Annotated in this window: 17 protein-coding genes; 8 read left to right on the forward strand and 9 right to left on the reverse strand. The window is 73.2% G+C overall.

Annotation, left to right across the window (positions count from 1 at the left end):
* Nucleotides 1-109: 109 nt before the first annotated feature.
* Both fxsA and pdxH read right to left on the reverse strand, forming a co-directional pair.
* A complete protein-coding gene (gene fxsA, locus ACFVXH_RS38520; protein WP_049656076.1) occupies nucleotides 110-301 on the reverse strand; it encodes an FxSxx-COOH cyclophane-containing RiPP peptide in 192 nt (63 codons plus the stop codon).
* A gap of 144 nt (nucleotides 302-445) precedes the next feature.
* Entirely contained in the window at nucleotides 446-1,078 is a 633-nt protein-coding gene (pdxH, locus tag ACFVXH_RS38525; RefSeq protein ID WP_049656088.1) for a pyridoxamine 5'-phosphate oxidase, read from the reverse strand.
* Between the two features lie 438 nt (nucleotides 1,079-1,516).
* Between pdxH and ACFVXH_RS38530 the strand changes: the two genes are divergently transcribed.
* A complete protein-coding gene (locus ACFVXH_RS38530; RefSeq protein WP_049656080.1) occupies nucleotides 1,517-2,617 on the forward strand; it encodes a citrate synthase 2 in 1,101 nt (366 codons plus the stop codon).
* A gap of 176 nt (nucleotides 2,618-2,793) precedes the next feature.
* Nucleotides 2,794-3,921 carry a phosphoserine transaminase gene (gene serC / locus ACFVXH_RS38535; RefSeq protein WP_049656082.1) on the forward strand — a complete coding sequence of 376 codons (1,128 nt, stop codon included), beginning with the start codon at nucleotides 2,794-2,796 and terminating at the stop codon, nucleotides 3,919-3,921.
* A gap of 339 nt (nucleotides 3,922-4,260) precedes the next feature.
* On the opposite strand, the gene thpR is transcribed toward serC, so the two are convergent.
* The gene (gene thpR / locus ACFVXH_RS38540; protein WP_063780281.1) at nucleotides 4,261-4,848 is read right to left on the reverse strand and encodes an RNA 2',3'-cyclic phosphodiesterase; all 588 of its coding nucleotides are present in this window, start codon (nucleotides 4,846-4,848) and stop codon (nucleotides 4,261-4,263) included.
* 46 nt (nucleotides 4,849-4,894) lie between these two features.
* Between thpR and ACFVXH_RS38545 the strand changes: the two genes are divergently transcribed.
* Nucleotides 4,895-5,413, forward strand: coding sequence for a GNAT family N-acetyltransferase (locus ACFVXH_RS38545; RefSeq protein WP_387830831.1), 519 nt, complete (start codon nucleotides 4,895-4,897; stop codon nucleotides 5,411-5,413).
* 75 nt (nucleotides 5,414-5,488) lie between these two features.
* Here the strand turns inward: ACFVXH_RS38545 and ACFVXH_RS38550 are convergent, their stop codons facing one another.
* On the reverse strand, nucleotides 5,489-7,036 hold the full coding sequence (locus tag ACFVXH_RS38550) for an MFS transporter (RefSeq protein ID WP_387830833.1): 1,548 nt from the start codon (nucleotides 7,034-7,036) through the stop codon (nucleotides 5,489-5,491).
* A gap of 136 nt (nucleotides 7,037-7,172) precedes the next feature.
* Complete coding sequence (locus tag ACFVXH_RS38555; RefSeq protein ID WP_030235202.1) at nucleotides 7,173-7,607, reverse strand: MarR family winged helix-turn-helix transcriptional regulator; 435 nt, start codon at nucleotides 7,605-7,607, stop codon at nucleotides 7,173-7,175.
* Between the two features lie 123 nt (nucleotides 7,608-7,730).
* On the opposite strand from ACFVXH_RS38555, the gene ACFVXH_RS38560 reads away from it, so the two are divergent.
* Together ACFVXH_RS38560 and ACFVXH_RS38565 are read left to right on the forward strand one after the other, a co-directional pair.
* Nucleotides 7,731-8,225, forward strand: a complete 495-nt coding sequence (locus ACFVXH_RS38560; protein WP_234348557.1) for a VOC family protein — start codon at nucleotides 7,731-7,733, stop codon at nucleotides 8,223-8,225.
* A gap of 283 nt (nucleotides 8,226-8,508) precedes the next feature.
* The gene (locus ACFVXH_RS38565; RefSeq protein ID WP_375876453.1) at nucleotides 8,509-9,357 is read left to right on the forward strand and encodes an MHYT domain-containing protein; all 849 of its coding nucleotides are present in this window, start codon (nucleotides 8,509-8,511) and stop codon (nucleotides 9,355-9,357) included.
* A gap of 189 nt (nucleotides 9,358-9,546) precedes the next feature.
* Here ACFVXH_RS38565 and ACFVXH_RS38570 read toward each other — a convergent pair whose 3' ends face one another.
* Nucleotides 9,547-11,265 (reverse strand): hydrogenase maturation protein, encoded by a 1,719-nt coding sequence (locus ACFVXH_RS38570; RefSeq protein WP_387830836.1) that lies wholly within the window; start codon nucleotides 11,263-11,265, stop codon nucleotides 9,547-9,549.
* 203 nt (nucleotides 11,266-11,468) lie between these two features.
* Entirely contained in the window at nucleotides 11,469-12,392 is a 924-nt protein-coding gene (locus ACFVXH_RS38575; protein WP_049655027.1) for a DUF4231 domain-containing protein, read from the reverse strand.
* Nucleotides 12,393-12,523: 131 nt separating this feature from the next.
* Between ACFVXH_RS38575 and ACFVXH_RS38580 the strand changes: the two genes are divergently transcribed.
* On the forward strand, nucleotides 12,524-12,973 hold the full coding sequence (locus ACFVXH_RS38580; RefSeq protein WP_387830838.1) for a VOC family protein: 450 nt from the start codon (nucleotides 12,524-12,526) through the stop codon (nucleotides 12,971-12,973).
* A gap of 83 nt (nucleotides 12,974-13,056) precedes the next feature.
* On the opposite strand, the gene ACFVXH_RS38585 is transcribed toward ACFVXH_RS38580, so the two are convergent.
* Both ACFVXH_RS38585 and ACFVXH_RS38590 read right to left on the reverse strand, forming a co-directional pair.
* A complete protein-coding gene (locus ACFVXH_RS38585; RefSeq protein WP_375876451.1) occupies nucleotides 13,057-13,515 on the reverse strand; it encodes a ricin-type beta-trefoil lectin domain protein in 459 nt (152 codons plus the stop codon).
* Between the two features lie 195 nt (nucleotides 13,516-13,710).
* The gene (locus ACFVXH_RS38590; RefSeq protein ID WP_049655021.1) at nucleotides 13,711-15,171 is read right to left on the reverse strand and encodes an NCS2 family permease; all 1,461 of its coding nucleotides are present in this window, start codon (nucleotides 15,169-15,171) and stop codon (nucleotides 13,711-13,713) included.
* 176 nt (nucleotides 15,172-15,347) lie between these two features.
* Between ACFVXH_RS38590 and ACFVXH_RS38595 the strand changes: the two genes are divergently transcribed.
* Together ACFVXH_RS38595 and ACFVXH_RS38600 are read left to right on the forward strand one after the other, a co-directional pair.
* Complete coding sequence (locus ACFVXH_RS38595; protein ID WP_387830841.1) at nucleotides 15,348-15,671, forward strand: DUF2530 domain-containing protein; 324 nt, start codon at nucleotides 15,348-15,350, stop codon at nucleotides 15,669-15,671.
* 52 nt (nucleotides 15,672-15,723) lie between these two features.
* Nucleotides 15,724-18,183, forward strand: coding sequence for an HAD-IC family P-type ATPase (locus ACFVXH_RS38600; RefSeq protein WP_049655015.1), 2,460 nt, complete (start codon nucleotides 15,724-15,726; stop codon nucleotides 18,181-18,183).
* Nucleotides 18,184-18,262 lie beyond the last annotated feature (79 nt).

An 18,262-nucleotide genomic window follows, 5' to 3' on the forward strand; every position in this document is an offset into this window, starting at 1 on the left:
GGGCGCTCGTCGGGCCCGACACGCCGGAGGAGGGGCGCGGACGGTGAACGGAGGGCGCGGACGCCGGGCGGGCGCGCCGGGCGGCGCGCACCGGGCAGTGCGCGGCGCGCTACCGGTCGAGCGCCGACTGGAAGGCGGCGAGCGGCTCCGCGCCGGGGGTCAGGGCGTCCGCGACCACCCGGCGCAGCAGGTCGCCGAGGACGGTGTCGGGCAGGGCGTCGAGTTCGTCGAGCGGCAGGGCGGCGACGTCGACCAGGTCAGAGCCGAGTCCAGCGGCGGTTTCCGCACCGGTGACGCCCATCAGTCCCTCACTCGATCGTGTCGGCACAGCGGGCTGCCGGCCGCAAGTGCATCGACCCAGGTCCGCGACGGGCATCCTACACCCGGGGGATGACGGTCCATCAGCTCCGCGCGGGCGCCGCGCGGAGCCTGTGGGCCGAACGGATCACGGGCAGAGCCGCTCCACCCGCCACCCCGTCGGGCTGGACGGGTCGGCGACGTAGCGGAGCCGGTCGTGCAGCCGGTTCTCCCGGCCCTGCCAGAACTCGACGCTCCGCGGGACCACCCGGTACCCGCCCCAGAACGGCGGGACGGGCACGCCCTCGCCCTCCGGGTAGCGGCGCTCCAGCTCGGCGTACCGCTGTTCGAGGACCTCCCGGCCGCCGACCGGGCTGGACTGCTCGCTGGCCCAGGCGCCCAGCTGGGAGCCGTGCGGGCGGGTGCGGAAGTAGGCCGCGGTCTCGTCCCGGCCGACCTTCTCCACCCGGCCCTGGACGATCACCTGGCGGGCCAGCGCGATCCACGGGAACAGCAGCCCGGCATGCGGGTTGGCGGCCAGCTCGGAGCCCTTGCGGGAGCCGTAGTTGGTGAAGAACACGAAGCCGCGCAGGTCGTAGCCCTTGAGCAGGACGGTGCGCGAGCTGGGCCGCCCCTCGGCGTCGGCGGTGGAGAGCACCATCGCGTTGGGCTCCACCACCCCGGCGTCGTCGGCGTCGTGGAACCAGCGGGTGAACTGGCCGATCGGCTCGGGCGCGAGCTGCTCCTCGACCAGGCCCTCGTGGCTGTAGTGCTTGCGCATCACGGTGAGGTCCGGGCCGGGGCGGGCCTCGTCGGCCAGGGTCCGGTTGGCGGGGCTCGGGGGCGTCGACTGGGCGCGATCCGGGGTCTGCACGCCAACATCATCCCGTACGACAAGCAGCGGGCACCGCTACCTCCGGACAAACCCCGGTGGGAGATCAGGTGACCCTCCACCGCTCGGCCGCCCGCCCTGCGGGGAATTGTCCGGAACCGGACGTTTGGTTCCGGCGATTCCAGGGGTTCCGGGAGCGCCACGAGCCCGGCCGGCCCCTCCGACGGGGAAAGTCAAACGGGTCGACGGGAAACATCACCATGGTGGTGTATGGCGCAATGCACCCCGTGCCTGTCACCCTGGCACCGAGTGCCAAACACCATTCGGTCACTGGCGCGCCGCCCCACCACGGCGGAGCGCCGATCACAGAACTGAGGGAGCCGTCGCATGTCCGATTTCGTACCCGGGCTTGAGGGAGTCGTCGCGTTCGAGAGCGAGATCGCCGAACCCGACCGTGAGGGCGGCGCCCTGCGGTACCGCGGTGTCGACATCGACGACCTGGTGGGCAGCGTCTCCTTCGGCCACGTCTGGGGCCTGCTGGTGGACGGCAAGTTCAACCCCGGCCTGCCGGCCGCGGAGCCGTTCCCGATCCCGGTGCACTCCGGCGACATCCGGGTCGACGTGCAGTCGGCGCTCGCCATGCTCGCCCCGGTCTGGGGCCTCAAGCCGCTGCTGGACATCGACGCCGAGCAGGCCCGCGACGACCTCGCCCGGGCCGCCGTGATGGCACTCTCCTACGTCGCCCAGTCGGCCCGCGGCCAGGGCCTGCCGATGGTCCCGCAGAGCGAGATCGACAAGGCCGAGACGGTCGTCGAGCGGTTCATGATCCGCTGGCGCGGCGAGCCCGACCCGAAGCACGTCAAGGCCGTCGACGCCTACTGGACCTCCGCCGCCGAGCACGGCATGAACGCCTCCACCTTCACCGCCCGGGTCATCGCCTCCACCGGCGCCGACGTCGCGGCCGCGCTCTCCGGCGCGGTCGGCGCGATGTCCGGCCCGCTGCACGGCGGCGCGCCGTCCCGCGTGCTCGGCATGATCGAGGAGATCGAGCGCACCGGCGACGCCACCGCCTGGGTCAAGAACGCCCTGGACAAGGGCGAGCGCCTGATGGGCTTCGGCCACCGCGTCTACCGCGCCGAGGACCCGCGCGCCCGGGTGCTGCGCCGCACCGCCAAGGAGCTCGGCGCGCCGCGCTTCGAGGTCGCCGAGGCGCTGGAGAAGGCCGCGCTGGAGGAGCTGCACAACCGCCGCCCCGACCGCGTGCTGGCCACCAACGTCGAGTTCTGGGCCGCCATCATGCTGGACTTCGCCGAGGTCCCGGCGCACATGTTCACCTCGATGTTCACCTGCGCCCGGACGGCCGGCTGGTCGGCGCACATCCTGGAGCAGAAGCGCACGGGCCGGCTCGTGCGCCCCTCCGCGCGCTACATCGGCCCCGGCCCGCGCCGCCCCGAGGAGATCGAGGGCTGGGACGCCATCGCCCGCTGACCCCCCGGTCGGCGAATACCGGACGAGCGTCCGGTCAGTGCCCCTGAGCAGCGGGTCCGGCTCCGGCCGGGCCCGCTGCCGCACGTTTCCGGGCGGCTCCCCGAGCAGCCGTGACCGCGGTCTCAGCGGGCGGACGGCCGTACCCCGCCGGGGCCCCCGGCCGGTAGGCTGCGCGCGTGGCTCAGATCCAGATCCCCGCTGACATCAAGCCCGCAGACGGCCGTTTCGGCTGCGGACCGTCCAAGGTGCGCCCCGAGGCCCTGAGTGCCCTCGCCGCCACCCAGACCTCCCTGCTCGGCACCTCGCACCGCCAGGCCCCGGTCAAGAACGTGGTCAAGCGCGTGCGCGAGGGCGTGAGCAGCCTGTTCTCGCTGCCGGACGGCTACCAGGTCGTCCTCGGCAACGGCGGCTCCACCGCCTTCTGGGACATCGCCGCCTTCGGCCTGGTGCGGGAGAAGTCCCAGCACCTGGACTTCGGCGAGTTCTCCTCGAAGTTCGCCTCCTCGGTCAAGGCCGCGCCGTGGCTCGGCGAGCCGACCGTGATCAAGACCGCCCCGGGCACCCACCCGCTGCCGGTCGCCGAGGCCGGCGTGGACGTCTACGGGCTCACCCACAACGAGACCTCGACCGGCGTCGCGATGCCGATCGCGCGCCCGGCCGGCGCCGACGAGGGCTCGCTGGTCCTGGTGGACGCCACCTCGGGCGCCGGCGGCCTGCCGGTGGACATCACCGAGACGGACGTCTACTACTTCGCCCCGCAGAAGTCCTTCGCCTCCGAGGGCGGCCTGTGGCTGGCCACCTTCTCCCCGGCCGCCCTGGAGCGCGCCGCCGAGATCGCCGCCTCCGGCCGCTACATCCCGCCGTTCTTCTCGCTGCCGACGGCCATCGACAACTCGTCGAAGGACCAGACGTACAACACCCCGTCGCTCTCCACCCTCTTCCTGCTGGCCGACCAGCTGGAGTGGCTGAACGGCAACGGCGGGCTGGACTGGGCGGTCGCCCGCACCGCCGACTCCTCGTCCCGGCTGTACTCCTGGGCCGAGAAGTCCCCCTTCGCGACCCCCTTCGTGGCGAACCCGGCCGAGCGCTCCCAGGTGGTCGGCACCATCGACTTCGACGAGTCGGTGGACGCCGCCGCGGTCGCCAAGGCACTGCGTGCCAACGGCATCGTGGACACCGAGCCGTACCGCAAGCTGGGCCGCAACCAGCTGCGCATCGCGATGTTCCCGGCGATCGACCCGGCGGACGTCGAGGCGCTCACCCACTGCGTCGACTACGTGGTCGAGCAGCTCGCGCAGGTCTGACCCGGTCCCCCGAGGACACGGCCGAGGGCCACCGCCGACGGGCGGTGGCCCTCTCGCCGTTCCCGGGGTCCTGGGGCGTGTCTGTGCCCGGACGGGCCTCCGGCAGGCTCAGGCAGCCCTCGGACGGGCCTCAGGCAGGCCTCAGCGGCCGACCAGTGAGCTGATCAGCACGACGACCAGCATCAGCACCAGGGTGCCGGAGACGATGCGCATACGAGTCTTGGGATCCACGGTCAACGAGCGTACCTCCGGCTCACCCCGGACTCCGCCGGGCCCCTGCCCCACCGCCCCCACGGCCCGCCCCGCGGCGCTCAGCGCTCAGCCCTCAGCCCTCAGCCCTCAGCCCCAGTCGGCCAGCGCCCAGGTGCGCAGCGTCACGTAGCGCGCGGAGCCGCCGCCCTGGTCGCTGCGCACCAGGTGCAGCTCGGCGGCCTCCCACTCCGGCCCCCGGTAGTCGGCCAGCGCCGCCACCAGGCCGTCCAGCTCGGCCGCCGCGACCCGCCGCACGGCCCGCCGGTGCCCGCGCGAGGAGCCCGCCCGGGCGAGGGTGAGGTGCGGGTGGAAGGCGAAGTCGTCGGTCGCCCCGGTGACCTCGGCGGTAGCCTCCGTGACGGCCTCGGCCAGCCTGCGCAGCGCCCAGGCCTGGCCCTCGACCCCGGCCCAGAGCACCCGGTCGCCGAACCGCCCCGCGCCCGCGATCCGCAGCCGGTGCACCGGGTTGACCTCGGCGACGGCGGCCAGGCCCGCCGCCAGCTCGGGCAGCCGCTCGGCGGCCACCTCGCCCAGGAAGGCCAGGGTCAGGTGCCGGCCCTCGGCGCCGGTCCAGCGCAGCCGCTCCGCCCCCGGCAGCTCCCGCAGCGGCGCGACCGCGTCCGCGAGCCCCTGCAGCGCCTCGGTCGTCGGCAGCACCGCCACGAACAACCTCATGGATCAATCTTCCCGCGACCGGCCGTCTGGGGTAGAACGGTCTTCCATGAAGATCCGCAACGGGGGGTCCGCGGACGTCCCCGACATCCTGTCCCTGCTCGACAGCGCCGTCTCCTGGCTGACCGCCCAGGGCCGTACCGGCCAGTGGGGCGACCAGCCGTTCAGCACCAACCAGGCCCGGATCGACCAGGTCTCCTCGTACGCCGAGGAGCCGTTCCTGATCCGCCTCGCCGTGGACGAGGACGGCCGTACGGTCGGCTGCTGCGTGGTCTCCGAGGACCGCGGCCGGTGGATCCCCGCCGTGGACGAGCGCGAGCTGTACGTCCGCAACCTGGTCACCGACCGCACCCGCAAGGGCTCCGGCATCGGCGCCGCGCTGATCGCCGACGCGATCGAGGAGGCCCGCCGGCGCGGCATCGGCCTGCTCCGGGTGGACTGCTACGGCGGCGCCGACCGCAAGCTGGTCGGGCTCTACCGGGCGCTCGGCTTCACCGAGACCGTGACGTTCGAGGTCGAGCAGCCGCACGGCCTCTGGCCCGGCCAGGTGCTGGAGATCCGGCTCTGAACCGTCCGCCTCTGAACCGTCCGGGCTCCTGAACCATCCGGGCCCCCGGGGCACTCCCGGGGGCCTGACACGGCATCAGCAGGCCGCCGCCAGCTCCGACTTGCTCGCCGCACCGGTCCGCGGCACGAAGGCCACCACCCGGCCGCCACGGCCCGGGTGCAGGTCGAACCGCACCCGCAGGTCCGCGCTGCGGGCCAGCACCAGGCCGACCGTGCCGGCCGCCGCCGCGGAGACCAGTCCGCAGGCCAGCAGGCCGAGCCGGGGCCCGTACGAGGCGGTCACCCAGCCGACGACCGGGGCGCCGATCGGCGTGCCGCCGGTGAAGACCAGCACCAGCAGGCCCATCACCCGGCCGCGCATCTCGGGGTCGGTGGACAACTGCAGCATGGAGTTGACGGAGGTGTTGAAGCTCAGCCCGAACACCCCGATGAGCATCAGCAGCAGCGCGAAGGTCCAGTAGTCGGGCGCGAACGCGGCGACCACCTCCAGCGCTCCGAAGGCCAGCGCCGCGCCGACCAGCCGGCGCAGCCGCGGCACGCCCCGGCGGGCGGCGAGCAGCGCACCCGCCAGCGAGCCGATCGCCATCGCGGTGTTCAGCAGGCCGTACTGGCCGGCGCCCACCTCGAAGGTGTCGTACGCGAAACCGGAGAGCAGCGTCGGGAAGTTGAAGCCGAAGGTGCCGATGAACCCGGCCAGCACCATCGGCCAGAGCAGCTCGGGCCGCTCCCTGACGTACCGCAGGCCCTCGCGCAACTGCCCCTTCTCGCGGGCGATCGGCGCGGTCGGGCGCAGTTCGGACTCCCGCATCGCGAGCAGCCCGCCGATCACGGCGGCGAAGGACAGCGCGTTGACGGCGAACGCCCAGCCGCTGCCGACCGCGGCGATCAGCAGGCCCGCGACGGCGGGGCCGACCAGCCGGGCGGTCTGGAAGTTGGCGGCGTTCAGGCTGACGGCGTTGGCCAGGTCCTTCGGGCCGACCATCTCGGAGACGAAGGCCTGCCGGGTCGGGTTGTCCACCACGGTGACCAGGCCGAGCAGCAGCGCGAAGGCGTACACGTAGTACGGCGTCACCACGCCGCCGACGGTCAGCACCGCGAGGCCGGCGGCCAGCAGGCCCATCGCGCCCTGGGTGTAGATCAGCAGCCGGCGCTTGGGCATCCGGTCGGCGAGCACGCCGCCGAACAGTCCGAGCAGCAGCATCGGCAGGAACTGCATGGCGGTGGTGATGCCGACCGCGAGCGGGCTGCCGGTGAGGCTCAGCACCAGCCAGTCCTGGGCGATGCGCTGCATCCAGGTGCCGGTGTTGGACACCACCTGGCCGGCGAAGTAGTAGCGGTAGTTGCGAACGCGAAGGGAGGAGAACATCCCCCCGGGCCTCGTGAAGCGGGCGCCTGTGGGAGATGTGGCCGATCGGGATCGGCCGGGAGCGGCGGGGTCCGCCGCGGTGCGTTCGTCGGGGTCGTCGTCGCCGTTGCCGGGCAGTCCCGTGGGGGCGGGTGCCTGGGCTTCGGCGGCCGCGGCACTGGCCGCGGCGGGGTCGGTGGTGGGCTCGTCGGTGCGGATGGCGGCGCTGGCTGCGGCCGTCGGTGTCACGTTGGTCTCCCCTCGCGGCGCGACGGCCATGGCGGTGGCCGTCGCGCTCCTGGTGTCGGTGGTCGGTCCTGCGGTGATGCGGGCTCCTTGTTCTCCCGGCGGCCGGCCGGGGTCGGTGTGCCTCAGAGGTGTACGAGCTGCGGCCGTACGGACCGCGGGTGTACGGCTACAGGTGTGCGAGCTTGTAGAGCACGGGCGCGGCCTCCCTGAGGACGGCCCACTCCTCCTCGTCGAGCCCCTGGGCGAGCTCGGCGAGCCAGACGTTCCGGCGCCGACGACTCTCCGCGAGGATCGTCTCGGCCTGCTCGGTGCTGCTGACGACCACCTGTCGGCGGTCCTCGGGGTGCGGTTCGCGCCGCACCAGCCCCTTCTCCTCCAGCATCGCGACGATCCTGGTCATCGAAGGAGGCTGCACGTGCTCCTTCCGGGCGAGCTCACCCGGCGTCGCCTTCCCGCACCGGGCGAGGGTGCCCAGCACTCCCATCTCGGTGGGACTCAGCGACTCCTCCACCCTCTGGTGTTTGAGTCGTCGGGAGAGGCGCATCGTGGACGATCGCAGCTGACTGATCGCTGCGAGGTCCTGCTCGGACATCTCGGGCATCTCTTTAGCTTACGTCATTACTCTCGCTAAGGAAAATGAGATCCGCCGCCGTGCCGGAGGGTCACCCCGGTGCCATATTGGTGATGGGCCCCAGCTCTCGACTCCCAGAAGGGCCGACCTGCCATGTCCGACCTCGCCACCGAGCGGTCCGAGCGGTCCGAGCCGTCCGGACGGCCGCAGTCGTCCGAACGGTCCGACCGGCCCCGGTCGTCCGAGCAGCCCCAGCCGACCGGGCCGACCGGGCCCGCCGACACCGGCTTCGGCCGGCTCGCCATGGTCACCATCGACTGCGCCGACCCGGTCGCGCTGGCCTCGTTCTACGGCGAACTGCTGGGGTGGGAGACCAGGCACGCGGACGACCACTTCGCCATCCTGGACAACCCCGAGGGCGGCAGCCCGCTGGGCTTCGGACGGGTGACCGGCTACCGGCCGGAGCCGTGGACGGAGCCGGACGGCAGCAAGCACTTCCACCTCGACTTCTACGTCGACGACCTGGACGAGGCCACCGCCAAGGCCCTCGCGCTCGGCGCCACCGAGCCCGCCTACCAGCACGGCCGCACGCTGCGGGTGCTGATCGACCCGGCCGGCCACCCGTTCGGGCTAGCCCCCTTGGAGTAAGCACCAAAGGCGGCCGGGGACGGTGCGCAGGCGGTGTCAGGGGTTGGTGCCGGGATCATGCAGGCCGCGTAAAGGCCCATCCTGACCTGGGACTTCACGAAAAACGCGAACATTGTGCGACTGCCGGTCGATGGCTAATCTCCCCCTTGTCAGGGGCACCACACGCCAGGCTCCTCCCCGCGGGACGGCGTTCCCGCTCCGGTGCCCGTTCGCCGCGCGCCTTCCCCGACCAGCCGCGCCCTCCCGCGCCCCGGTGCCCTCAACCCTCGTCCAGGGAGCTCTCTTGGGTGCGATCCACCATGCCGACCACGGCTGGGTGACCCCGGCGGTCTCGTACTTCGTCGCCTGCCTCGGCGCCTTCGTCGCGCTGCGCAGCGCCCGCTGGGCGCTCGTCTCCCAGGGCCGCACCCGGGTCGTCTGGCTGCTGTTCGCCTCCACCTCGCTCGGCGCCGGGATCTGGTCGATGCACTTCATCGCGATGCTCGGCTTCTCCGTGACCGGCGCCGAGATCAGCTACCGGCCCCTGCTCACCGTGCTCAGCCTGCTGGTCGCCGTCGCCGTGGTCGGCATCGGACTCTTCACCGTCGGGTACTGGCGCCGCCGCGCCCCGGCCCTGCTGGTCGGCGGGCTGACCACCGGCCTCGGGGTCGCCGCGATGCACTACCTGGGCATGGCCGCGATGGTCCTGCCCGGCCGGCTCGGCTACGACCGGACCGTCGTGGCGGCCTCGGTGGCCATCGCCGTGGTCGCCGCCACCGCCGCGCTCTGGGCCGCGCTGAACATCCGGGGCACGCTCGCCGTCCTGGCGGCGGCGCCGGTGATGGGCGTGGCGGTCTGCGCGATGCACTACACCGGCATGGCGGCGCTCTCCGTCCAGCTGGACTTCTCGCGCTCCACCGAAGGCGGCGTGATGGCGCTCCAGTTCATCTTCCCGCTCGGGGTCGGGCTCGGCTGCTACGTGTTCTTCGGCTCGCTGGCCTTCGCCGTCTCCCCGAGCCGACCCGACTCCCAACCCCTGCTGGCCGGTCCGGCCGCCCCGCTGCCCCCGCGGGCCGCGCGCACCCCGGGCGACCCGGACGGCCAGTTCGTCCCGCAGCGGCGACAGCCGCTGGGCGGGGCGGCCCGGCACTGACGCCGGGTACGGGAGCGGGGCCCGAGCGGGCGTCCGGCCGGGCCCCCCACCCCGGCCGGGCGCCGCCCGTCCCGCTCCTGCCCTCCCCGTACGACGCGCGACCCGCCGCAGCTCGGCCAGCCCGCGCGAACCCCTGTGCCCGCGCGGGCCGTTACGACCGCGCGGGCCGCGTACCGCTCCGCGGTCCGCCTACGACTGAGCCGGCCGCCCGAGCAGCCCCGCCACGTGCTCCGGCGTGGCCACCGGACAGACCTTGTGCACGAAGTCCCGCCGCAGCGCGTGGTACGGCCCGCCCGCCCGGTAGAAGTCGGCGTGCATCCGGCGCAGTTCCTCCGCCCGGTACTCGGCCAGCGGCTTGGCCTCCTCGTCGGCCGCGCGGCGGCGCTTCTTGTCCACCAGCCGCCCGGTGAGCTCCGGCGAGGCGGCGATCCGGGCCGCCTCCCGGGCCACCCAGCGGCGGAACCCGGCCGCGTCCCCGCCGACCGTACGGTCCACCAGGCCGATCCGGCGGGCGTGGTCCGCGCCGACCGGCAGCGCCTCGGCGGTGAGCCGCCCGGCCTGCTCGGCGCCGACCCGGCGGGGCAGGGTGTACGTCCAGTACTCGGAGCCGTACAGGCCCATCAGCCGGTAGTGCGGGTTGAGCACGGCCGAGTCCCGGCACCACACCTCGTCGGCGGCGAGCGCCGCCATCAGCCCGCCGGCCGCCGCGTTCCCGGCCAGGGCCGCCACCGTCACCTTGTCCGTCGTGGTCAGCACCGCCTCGACGACGTCGTCCATCGCGTTGATGTTCTCCCAGGACTCCAGCGCCGGGAAGGCCGCGCCCTGGATGACGTTGAGGTGGATCCCGTTGGAGAAGAAGTCCCGGGGCGCGCCGAGCACCAGCACCGAGGTCGGCCGCTCGGCCGCCTCCCGGTAGGCGGCGAGCAGCCGGCGGCACTGGTCGGTGCTCATCGCCCCGCCCGCGTAGGCGAATTCGAGGAACCCGACCTCGCCCTCCTCGTGGTAGCGCAGCTCCGACCAGGTGTCCCGGCCGCTCGCCCGCTCCGGGCTCACCGGCACCTCGCGGACCCGGTACAGCTCGTCGGCGAGCACCGTGGCGGCCGGCAGCTTGAAGGTGGCCGGCCCGCCGGGGGTGCGGCGCGGGCGCAGCTGCGGTATCCACACCGCGCCGTCCACGGTGGCCCGGCAGATGGCGCCGTCCCGGGTGGCCAGCACGGCACCGGGCACCGGGCCGCGCAGCTCGTCCTCGGGGTGGCCGCCGTGCAGGAAGAACTCCCGTCCGTACAGCTCGTCCAGCACGCCGGGCTGGGAGTCGGCGGCGCGCAGCCTGCGCAGCACGGTGGCGGTGTCGTCCCGCTCCCAGTCGATCCGGCGGGCCTCCTGGCGCAGCGGGGGCCGCGGTTCGCCGTGCACGTCCGGCCGGGCGTAGTCCAGCGGTTCGGGGGTGAACAGCCCGCCCTCGTACCGCTGGACGGCCAGCAGGACGGCCTCGACGGCGGCGTCGGCGAGCTCGCCCCGGTACAACTCGCTCTTGCCGCAGGCCGGGACGGGGAACTCGACGGACGCCCAGATGTCGCCGGCGTCCATCTCCTCGACGGCCTGCAGCACGGTGACGCCCCAGCGCTCGGCCCCCTCGGTGATCGCCCAGTCGAGCGAGGAGGGGCCGCGGTCGCCCTTGGGCCCCGGGTGGACGATCAGGACGGTCCGGGTGGACCAGATGTCCTGCGGGACGGCCTTGGTGAGCATCGGACAGATGATCAGCTCGGGGTCGGTGCGGACCACCGCCGCCCTCATCTGCTCGTCACCGAGGGCTAGTTGGACGGCGACCTGGTGGCCGCGCTCACGCAGCCCGGTGTGGACGCGCTGGGTCAGGCTGTTGAACGCGCTGGCGATCAGGAGAATGCGCAAGGAGGGCCTCCGGCGGGAACTGGGGTCGCGCGCAGGCGATGAAACCAGGGCATGGACACGTAACGATTACGGTCCGCACCTGGGCGCCCTACTCTCACGCACCCCGCACACCCGCACCCCGCGTTTCGCCGGATCTCCCCAAGTCCCCGCTCCGGTCGAGTACTCTGCGCCGCTCCCGCCCCCGTCCGTCCCGCGAGCCCGGCTCAGCGCGGGAACGCCCGGCGGGCCCGCCAGGTGGTGTGCTCCCGGGAGACCGCGTCCTCCGCCTCGGCGGCCAGCCGGGCCCAACGGGCCTCGGCGTCCGGCGCCTTGAGGTCGAGGTCGGACAGCTGGTTGCCGACGTTCTCCAGCTCCCGCGCGGCCAGTTGGTAGGCGGCGGCCAGCGGGCCGAGCTGCTTGAGCTGCGTCCAGGCGATGATCGCCGCGGCCGCGGCCGAGGTGGCGCCGAAGACGTGCACCGGCAGCGCGCCGGTGGCCTGGGCGATGGCCGCCGCAGCACCGACGATGATCAGCACCGCGACGCCGAGCCCCCAGGAGACCGCCTGCGAGTCGCAGGCCTCGGCCCGGGAGCGGTACCAGGTGCGCTGGCCCTCGACCCGGGTGCGCAGGTAGAGCGTGCGCCGGGCGGTCAGGCTCTCGGCGCGCTGCCGGCGCATCTCCGGGGTGATCTCGGCGACGCTGCCGGGCGGCACGATCTCCGGGTCCTCGAAGGCCCGCAGCACGTCCTCGACCTGGAGCAGGTAGCCGCGGTCGGTGTCCTCGGACTCGGCCGCACCGTCGAACGGCCGGGCCCGGACGGTGTACTTCCAAGCCAGCGTCTTGACCGACTCGGCCGCCGCCCGGGCCTGGTACCAGCGGCCCTGCGGGTTGCCGCGGCGCAGCCGGGACCAGAAGTAGCCGGCCACCAGGAAGGCGGCGACCGAGAACAGCGGCCAGATGTCGAGGGCGTTCTTGTCGTCCGGGTCGGGGAACGACCCGATCACGGCGGCGACCACCAGCATCGCGATCAGGCCGCGGTACCAGCGCAGCGTCTCCCGCTGGCCGTCCAGCGAGGCCTTGTCCGTCGTCCAGAACAGCTCCGGCAGCAGCTGCGCCTCGACGCCCCCCGGCGGATCCTGTTGCACCATCGGTCGAGTCCCCTCCCCCTTCTCCGTCCAGCCAGTATTCCCACCGCCAACTGGCCTACACGGGCGCCTTTTTGACAACTTCTGACGGCCGGCCATTGCCCGACCCCCAGGTAACCGGTAGAAACGGTTACATGCCGCTGCACTGGAAGCTCGTCATCGACTGCGCCGACCCGCACCGCCAGGCCGCCTTCTGGGCCGCCGCCCTGGAGTACACACCGGAGGACCACGGCGCGCTGATCACCCGGCTGCTCGCCGCCGGCGCGGTCGGCCCGGAGGCCCTCACCGAGGTGGACGGCCACCCGGCCTGGCGCTCCCTGGCCGCCGTCCGCCACCCCGAGGACCCGTTCGACCCGGCCTCGGACACCGGCCTCGGCCGCCGCGTCCTGTTCCAGGCCGTCCCCGAGCCCCGGCAGGGCAAGAACCGCCTGCACCTCGACGTCCACCCCGGCCCGGGCGAGCGCGAGGCCACCGTCGCCCGCCTCACCGCCCTCGGCGCCACCGTCCTCCGCCACGTCGACGAGCCCGGCGGCGCCTGGACGGTCATGCAGGATCCCGAGGGCAACGAGTTCTGCGTCCACTGACCCGCCCCCAGAACACGAAGGGGCCGGCGGCGGTCGACTGCCCGACCACCGCCGGCCCCACGGGCACGGCCCGGCGCCGTCCGTCAGAGGACGGCCCACTCCGGGTGGGACCCGGTCCGACTGCCGACGTAGACGCCCTCGGAGTCGTTGGCCTTCAGGTACCGGCCGGTGAGGACGTTCTTGATGAACGGACCGTCGTAGTCGAAGGTCTCCCACACCTGGCGCAGGTCGCCGGTGCACGGGAGGAGTACGGCGTGGCCCCACGGGTTGCTGGTGTCCACGTCCGTCAGGCACGCGTTCGCCGCGAGGCTGCGGATCTGCCCCGTCCCTTCGCGCGGGACGTCCCAGAGGAACGGCGGCACGGGGACGCACGGGCCCAGCCCGACGGTCTGGTCCGGGTTCACCGCCAGACACCGCCCGAAGTGCAGGTTCTGGATCTGCCCGACCCGGCCCTCGGGCTGCGCCGAGGCGGCCGGGGCCGTCGTCATGGTCAGAGCGAGGACTGCGCCGCCGATCACCGCGGCAGCCGTTGTACGGCTCACGACTGGTTCCTTTCAGGTCATGGGTACGCGGTCATGGGTCCGCGCCCCTACCCGGGAACCTCCCTCGCCGGCAAGGCGCCACGACCGTCCCGTCCGCAGAACAACCCGAAGGTGTGAAGCCCCGCTGCGGCGAACGCCGACGGCCCCGCCCTCCCGAGCGGGAGGACGGGGCCGTCGGAGAACCGGCGGGGGCCGTCAGAGCAGGCCGAAGGCCGGCATCAGGTAGTAGAAGGCGAAGACCGACGCCACCGCGTACATGGGGACGGGGACCTCGCGGCCGCGGCCGGCGGCCAGGCGCAGCACGCAGAAGGCGATGAAGCCCATGCCGATGCCGTTGGTGATGCTGTAGGTGAACGGCATCATCACGATGGTCAGGAAGGCCGGGATCGCGATCGTGTAGTCGGCCCAGTCGATCTCCTTGATCGAGTTGGCCAGGATCAGGAAGCCGACGGTGATCAGGGCCGGGGTGGCGGCCTGGGCCGGGACCATGGTGGCGAGCGGGGTGAGGAAGAGCGCCACCACGAAGAGCAGGCCGGTGACGATCGAGGCGAAGCCGGTCCGGGCGCCCTCGCCGACGCCGGCGGTGGACTCGACGAAGCAGGTGTTGGCGGAGGCCGAGGTGGCGCCGCCGGCCGCGGTGGCGATGCCGTCGACCATCAGGACCTTGTTGATGCCGGGCAGGTCGCCCTTCTCGTCCAGCAGGTGGGCCTCGTCGGCCACGCCGAGGATGGTGCCCATCGCGTCGAAGAAGCAGGACATCAGCACGGTGAAGACGAACAGCAGGCCGGTCAGCACGCCGACCTTCTCGAAGCCGCCGAACAGGCTGACCTTGCCGACCAGGCCGAAGTCCGGCGCGGAGACCGGGTTGCCCGGCCAGGTCGGGACGGTGAGGCCCCACTTGAGCGCCGGGACGTCGGCCACCTTGTCGATGACCGCGGCGAGCGCGGTGGAGACCGCGATGCTGATCAGGATGGCGCCGGGCACCTTGCGGATCAGCAGGACCAGGGTGAGCACCAGGCCGATCACGAAGATCAGCACCGGGAAGCCGAGCAGGTGCCCGTTGCCGCCGAGCTGGAGCGGGACGGTGGTGTGGGCGGCGTCCGGGATGCGGCTGACGAAGCCGGAGTCGACCAGGCCGACCAGGCTGATGAACAGGCCGATACCGATCGCGATGGCCTTGCGCAGGCCGAGCGGGACGGCGTTCATGACCCGCTCGCGCAGCCCGGTGGCGACCAGCAGCATGATCGCGAAACCGGCCAGCACGACCATGCCCATGGCGTCCGGCCAGGTCATCTTGGGGGCGAGCTGGAGCGCCACGATCGTGTTGACGCCGAGTCCGGCGGCCAGGCCGATCGGGACGTTGCCGATGACGCCCATCAGCAGGGTGGTGAGACCCGCGGTGAGGGCGGTGGCGGTGACCAGCTGGGCGCTGTTCAGGTGAGCCCCGGTGACGTCCGTGCCGCTGGCCAGGATGATCGGGTTCAGCACCAGGATGTACGCCATGGTGAAGAAGGTGGCGACACCGCCGCGGATCTCGCGCGGCAGGGTGGAGCCCCGCTCGCTGATCCGGAAGAAGCGGTCGACGGCGCTCGTGGGGGGCTGCGGCGCGGCGTCGGCGGGTTCGGGCGACTCGGTGGTCGGCTGGACCACAGGCATGCGTGCGTCCTCTGTGGGGGAGCTGAGGAGGGGGTGGGAACGCCCGGGGCGACGGTGGCCGGGCGCAGGGCCTCAAGTATCGTTTCCCGATCGCACACGCGCTATCTTCGCGCGTAGAGCCCGCGCGGGGTCACGGCACCCGCGCAGCCGCCCCAGCGCACCGTACGCTAGGCCCCATGCCCAAGACGCCACTGCACCCCTCGCCCCCTCCGCTGGAGGCCAACGACGTCGCCATCGTCGGCGGCGGCACGGTGCTGTGGTTCATCGCCTTCCTCGCCCTGCTCCCCTTCCAGGGCAGCCTCTCGGCGCACGGCCACGGCACCTGGCCGTGGATCTGCCTCTCCGGCGGCCTGCTCGGCCTGATCGGCCTCTGGTACTGCCGCGCCCGGCGGGACGCGATCGCCCGCGGCCGCGCCGCCGAGGCGGCCGAGGCGGCCGCGCACATGGCCGAACGGACGACCGGCGACGACGGCCAGGACCCGGCCACCCGGTCGGACTGAATAGTCCTTTAGTAGCACGCACCGGACATAAGGCGCCCGTAGAGTCGGTGCCATGACGCAGCCTGCCCAGCCGGCGGAAGAGCAGCCGGCCGACGGAGACCGCCCGGACGGAGCCCACCCCCTCGGCCTGCTGCCCGGCCGACGCGGCGGCCTGACCACCGCCGAGGTCGCCGAACGGGTCGCCCGGGGCCAGGTCAACGACGTCCCCGTACGGTCCAGCCGGTCCACCCGGGAGATCGTCCGCGCCAACGTCTTCACCCGCTTCAACGCGATCATCGGCGTGATGTTCGGGATCATCCTGATCGTCGGTCCGATCCAGGACGGCCTGTTCGGCCTGGTCATCGTGGCCAACACGGCGATCGGCATCATCCAGGAGCTGCGCGCCAAGAAGACCCTGGACAGCCTGGCCCTGATCGGCGAGGCCCGCCCGCAGGTCCGCCGGGACGGCACCGCCCGGCAGGTCGGCGTCTCCGAGATCGTCCTCGACGACACCGTGCTGCTCGGCATCGGCGACAAGGTGATCGTGGACGGCGAGGTCACCGAGGCGGACGGCCTGGAGATCGACGAGTCGCTGCTCACCGGCGAACCCGACCCGGTCCTCAAGCAGCCCGGCGACCAGGTGATGTCCGGCAGCTTCGTGGTGGCCGGCGCCGGCGCGTTCACCGCCACCAAGGTCGGCCGGGAGGCCTACGCGGCCCAGCTCGCCGAGGAGGCCAGCAAGTTCACCCTGGTGAAGTCGGAGCTGCGCACCGGCATCGACAGCATCCTGCGGATCATCACCTACCTGTTGATCCCCACCGCCCTCGGCCTGATCATCAGCCAGCTGGCCGTCGAGGGCCGGGACTGGCGCGAGGCCGTCCGGCGCATGGTGGCCGGCATCGTGCCGATGGTCCCCGAGGGCCTGGTGCTGCTGACCTCGGTCGCCTTCGCGATCGGCGTGGTCCGGCTCGGCCGCAAGCAGTGCCTGGTCCAGGAGCTCCCGGCGATCGAGGGCCTGGCCCGGGTGGACACCGTCTGCCTGGACAAGACCGGCACCCTCACCGAGGGCGGCATGGACGTGGTCGACCTGCGGGTGCTCTCCGACGGGGAGCCCGCCGCCGTCGACAAGGACACCGTCCAACACGCGCTGGCCGTGATGGCCGGCGCCGACGCCCGCCCCAACCCGTCCATGCAGGCGGTCATCGACGCGTACGGGCGCGGCGACGACGGCGCCGCCTCCGGCCGGAACGGCTGGCGGGTGATCGAGGCGATGCCCTTCTCCTCCGCCCGCAAGTGGAGCGGCGTGCAGCTGCTGGAGCCGCAGGGCGGCGAGGCCAGCTGGCTGCTCGGCGCGCCCGACGTGCTGCTGCCCGCCGGGCACCCGGCCCTGGCCGAGGTGGACGAACTGGGTGCCCAGGGCCTGCGGGTGCTGCTGCTGGGCCGCACCCCCGTCCCGCTGGACTCCCCCGACCCGGCGGCCGGCCTCACCCCGCTCGCCCTGGTGGTGCTCCAGCAGCGGCTGCGCTCGGACGCCGCCGAGACCCTGCGCTACTTCGAGGGCCAGCGGGTCCGGGCCAAGGTCATCTCCGGCGACTCGGCGGTCTCGGTCGGCGCGGTGGCCGGCCACCTGGGCCTGCCCGGCGCCGACCACCCGCTGGACGCCCGCTCCCTGCCCACCGACCCGGAGCAGCTCGCCGAGACCGCCGACCGGACCAGCGTCTTCGGCCGGGTCACCCCCCAGCAGAAGCGCCAGCTGGTCGGGGCGCTGCAGTCCCGCGGCCACACCGTGGCGATGACCGGAGACGGCGTCAACGACGTGCTCGCGCTCAAGGACGCCGACATCGGCGTGGCGATGGGCACCGGCTCCGACGCCACCAAGGCGGTCGCCCAGATCGTGCTGCTGAACGACTCCTTCGCCTCGCTGCCGTCGGTGGTGGCCGAGGGCCGCCGGGTGATCGGCAACATCGAGCGGGTCGCCTCACTCTTCCTGGTGAAGACCGTCTACTCGGTCCTGCTGGCGCTCCTGGTGATCTTCACCCACTCGCCGTACCCGTTCCTGCCCCGGCACTCCACCGTGCTGTCCTCGCTGACCATCGGCATCCCGGCCTTCTTCCTCGCCCTCGCCCCCAACAACGAGCGGGCCCGCACCGGCTTCGTGAAGCGCGTGCTGCGGCTGGCGGTCCCCGGCGGCGCCATCGCCGGCACCGGCACCTTCGTCGCCTACACGCTCGCCCGCACCGACCACGCGACCGACCTCAAGGCCGACACCAGCGTGGCCACCCTGACGCTCTTCCTGATCGCCATCTGGGTCCTCGCCATCGTCGCCCGCCCGTACAACTGGTGGCGGCTGCTGCTGATCGGCGCCATGGGCGGCGCCTTCGCCCTGGTCCTGCTGGTGCCCCCGCTGAAGTCGTTCTTCGACCTCTCCCTGGTCGGCTACCGCGACCCGCTGACGGGCGTCGCCGTCGCGGTCGTCTGCGGCATCGCCCTGGAGATCGCCTGGCGCGTGATGAAGCGCCGCGGCATGGAGTGACGGAGCCGCCGGCCGGCCGCGCCACCGCGTGACAAGCCCCCCGCGCACACCCGATGATGACCCCGGAAGGGGGTGCCGA

This window comes from Kitasatospora sp. NPDC058184 (genome assembly GCF_042883725.1).
Taxonomy (GTDB): Bacteria; Actinomycetota; Actinomycetes; order Streptomycetales; family Streptomycetaceae; genus Kitasatospora.